Here is a 4,233-nt window from a genome sequence, read left to right as displayed (position 1 = left end):
GCTTTAGATTGGCGCGCCAGCGCTCCCGGATGACTGCCGCGGTTTGCAGATCGGTTAAAGATATGCCACCCTGATCAGGATTCGGTTGCCGAACGACGCTGCCGACCGCCACAACCAAAAGGTCATAACGAATTCGGGCATCATTGCCATGCGCATCCTCATATCGAATCTGTTTTTCCCYGCTATCCACGGACGTAACCGTACCTTGCACGAATTCGACTCCTTCAAAAAACTCATAATTCGTCCAGGGAATCATAATCTCTTCCTCGCCCACGGCCCGCCGGAACAACAGTATTTTTCGCACATGACCGGGCTGTTTGTCCAACAGAACAAACCGAATCCGCTGTCCGTTCGCCATGCCCTGGGTCTTTTCCTTTAATGATTTGAGCGCTGCAAGCCCTGCATGGCCACCTCCGATGATTATGCATGTCAAATCGTTCATCTTTCCTCAGCTCCTTTTTTGTTTTCGCACATATAACAATGTAAGCCTCTGATTTGTGACATCGGAAACGAACGAATGAGAAACCTTGCATGTGCCGTTTAATCAGCCGTTCTTTCGTACCGGTTTTTATGAGTAAATCGCAGAAAGAGACCCGCAGCAACGGGCTGCGGGTCTCTAATTTTATATAATGAAAAGGGGGCGTGAACCCCATCCAAGGAGTTAATTTAGCACAATTTTGAATATTAGCCAATAATTCAGCATGATATTGATTATGAGCACAAATTCCAATGGAGATGCATAACCGCGGTGCATTTGATCTCACACTAGAAGATATGCCCCAGCTTGTCGGGGTTCCGAACGATATATATCTTGCAGATCTTCCCTTCTTCGATGTGAAAGAGCACCACTGTATGGACTGCGCTATCTTCCGATCGAAGAAGTATGGCAGGTTCTCCATTGACTTGACCCATTTCGATGACCAGTTCTTCTCCGATCCTAGCTGCTTTACGCAAACCACCGAGAAGGTAACGACCAACTCGTTCACGCGAAGCAATCGGATCGACCGTAGTACGCACTTTTCCGCCACCATCGGCAACTAGAACGACATCTTGATCCAGCAACGATAAAAGTTTATTCATGTTCCCTTTCTTAAGCGCTCCCATAAATCCATGAACCCATTCCTGGCTCTCATTATGGATATGAATTGGTTCATCGGATATCCGTCCCATCTTTGCACTCGCACGGCTGAACAGTTTGCGGCAGCTCACTTCGCTTTTTTCCATGAGCTTAGCGATCTCGTTGTAATCGAAGCCTAGCGCCTCGCGGAGGACGAACACGACCCGCTCGGAGGTCGTCAGCCTCTCGAGCAATACAAGCATTCCGTAAGATAGGAGATCATCCCTTTCAAATGTTTCGATTGAATCGTCGCTCGTGAGAAAAGGCTCTGGAAGCCATTCCCCGAAATATTCTTCCCTTTTTTTTCGTGCTGATTTCATCATATTCTTACTGCGATTGGTAACCATTTTGCAGAGATAAGCCTTCGGCTCCTCCAATCGCTCCATAGGAAGACTATATGCTTTAACAAAAACATCTTGCACCGCGTCCTCTGCATCGGAAACTGATCCAGTTAATTGATAGGCAAGCTTGAACAACAGCTTCTTGTACTGCTTGTAAAGTTCTTGCATCGACTTGCTCCTTCCGTAACTGATTTACAACGGGCGACAGTTAAGGAAACTCAAATTTCGAAATCGATCGCTTCTTGCAAAAAGATTCCTCACACCCAAACTATAAATTTTCGTTGAACATTCGTGTTATCCTGCCAGTTATCGGAACAGCCTGCCGAATCACGCCGGCAGGCTGTACGTTTGCAGTATCATACCCGTTTAGATCAATGACATGTGGTACGGTTCCCCGCGGCGTTTGGAACGAGAATTTACTTTCCTGAATAATTCTACTTTAGCCGCGAGGCTGGCCCCTCAACTATAGTTCTGCGTTAATTCAATCTCGCCAAAGACTTTGTAATAATTGCTCATGGATAATAAAACGTCATGGAAACCACATCACTTCATTGATACCTTGAAGGGTAAAACATTCTCAATAGAATATTTTTAAGTCTATTTTTTTTCTTCACGATTTCAAATGGACGCATCATATCGTAATCTTCATGTTCGAGCATGTGACAATGCCATACAAAAAGTCCAACGAATGGATCGAATCTCGCGATAAAAGAGGTAACGTAACCAGCGGGAGCACGAATTGTATCTTTAAATCCCCTTTCATTAGGTTCAGGAGGACGCGCAGGTCCTGTAAATTTAAGTTTACCTGTGGCTTGGAATTGAGCAACATCAAAAGGCTGGCGTTCTAGAATCTGCATGTCAACGACATGCAGATGAATGGGATGGTCATCCGCAGTCTGATTGATTAACCGCCAGATCTCAACAGTTCCTAAGTCCATTTTCTCGGATATAGGGTCATTCCACATTTTACCGTCAAGTAAATTCAGCGATCTTCCATATCCATCCTCCACCCTAATGAGTGTAAGATCTCTTGTCTTTATTGCCATCTCCCTAGTAAGGAAATCGATTTTCGTTAATTGATCCGGAAGGGAACTGGTATCTTTTCCTTTTAACGGAGTGGTTACTCTAAACTGCATCACATCGGTTGTTTCTGGGGAGGCACCCTTGAAGACATTTTTAAGAATGATCGTCTTACCATAGGATCGAGAAAAATCGACGATCACATCCGCGCGCTCAGTCGTTAGAAGGAGGATCTCATTCATTTTCACTGGTTTCTCCAGTAATCCTCGATCGATCCCAATTTGATAAAATGGCTGTCCAGAGTCCAGTTTGAGTGTAATTGCTCGACTATTACAATAATTTAAAATGCGAAATCGGTATTTTCTCGGTTCTACTTGTAGATAGGGGGATACTTTGCCGTTTACCAAAATGTAATCTGCGTCAAAAGGTGTAACAATTGAAGGATAAGGAAGACGATGATTGTTTTTATCCGGAGTAGCAGGGTAAAAGAGCGAACCGTCCGGGTTAAACGAACGATCCTGAATCATAAGCGGGATTTCATATTTCCCCACCGGTAGATTCAGGGATTGTTCATGCACATCACGAATGATAAAAAAGCCTCCAAGTCCCGCATAATTGTTCAATCTCGTAATACCCATAGTGTGGTCATGATAAAATAATGTAGTGGCTTCAAGGTTGGGATACTCGCATACTTTTCTTTGAAACTTAGGTCCTGTTTGTTCAAAATTTCTCGTAAACCAAGCATCAGGGTACCCATCGCTATGGTCATGCTGTTTTCCGCCGTGTAAATGAACCACTGTCCGAACCTGTGGAAGTGTTTTTTCTGCACCATGAATGGTTGTATCGATGGGGAGAAAATGCTTTTTGGGCAGATCATTCATCCATTTGACATATGTCGTTTCACCCTTCATTACGTCGAAAGTAGGGCCAGGGTACATACCATTGTACCCCCATAAGCGGGTAGGCCCTAGATCACGATGTAGTTTTTGTGTAAATTCCCTCATGGTCACTTCAAAATACGAACCTTTCTTGTCTCGCTGGATCGGGGAAGTGGTTTTGGGAATCGGTAGTTTATCAACAAATTTTTGCAGTTTTACTTTTGAGGACATATGAGTGGAGACCTCCTCATGTTTAATACCTTAAGAAAGCGTATGAACGACAGAGGTCCCACTATGTTTAATAGTGGATTTTTCCTTAACTTATTCCTAACAACTAATGATTTATAGACGCTACAGACCGAGCTATCGGCAATAATGTCTTGTCCAAAAATTGCATACGATATATGTCCTTGTTCACCGACAGCTATTGGTGAGATTTCCGAACGACCTCTTGCATCTGTACACGTCTTCTTTCAATGATTTTTGGAATAAGCATGACTATACTTAAAACGGTTCAGCCACACCTTCTCCTAGCCGCGTACATAATCTATTATCAAATAAGCGGCCCAGAGGTGGTTTAGGATGAACTATTATTGTCCCCAGTACGGTGTTTGGCGTGAATACTGCATGCCAAGTAGTTACTGGCTACGTGTGAACTATTACACTGAAAGAATGGATTCAACTATCATCGATGAATGGAACGCTGTTCCAGTTCCTCCTCCCCCTCAGCTGCAATCCGTTTCAGTGGACCCCAAAACAAGTGCACTCCTAGTTTTGGATATGGAGACCTCTATATGTAATAATCCTCGTTGTATTGCCTCCATCTCTAAAATTAATCAACTATTGGCGAGAAGTCGTGAATGGGGCATGCTTGTCG

General features: G+C 44.0%; 3 protein-coding genes and 1 pseudogene. 1 reads left to right on the top strand and 3 read right to left on the bottom strand.

Annotation, left to right across the window (positions count from 1 at the left end; translation table 11 throughout):
- The 3 genes from AC1DWB_RS31615 to AC1DWB_RS31605 form a co-directional block, all read right to left on the bottom strand.
- The coding region (locus tag AC1DWB_RS31615; protein ID WP_477545066.1) for an FAD-dependent oxidoreductase at positions 1–442 on the bottom strand (442 nt) is incomplete at its 3' end.
- 323 nt (positions 443–765) lie between these two features.
- Entirely contained in the window at positions 766–1,626 is an 861-nt protein-coding gene (gene sigJ / locus AC1DWB_RS31610) for an RNA polymerase sigma factor SigJ (protein WP_477545065.1), read from the bottom strand.
- Between the two features lie 380 nt (positions 1,627–2,006).
- Complete coding sequence (locus tag AC1DWB_RS31605; RefSeq protein WP_477545064.1) at positions 2,007–3,587, bottom strand: multicopper oxidase family protein; 1,581 nt, start codon at positions 3,585–3,587, stop codon at positions 2,007–2,009.
- Positions 3,588–3,938: 351 nt separating this feature from the next.
- Here AC1DWB_RS31605 and AC1DWB_RS31600 point away from each other — a divergent pair.
- Positions 3,939–4,233: pseudogene (locus AC1DWB_RS31600) on the top strand (hypothetical protein); the annotation flags it as partial.

It is taken from the genome of Paenibacillus sp. P4_E11 (genome assembly GCF_056401635.1).
This window is presented reverse-complemented; position numbering and strand designations above follow the sequence as displayed.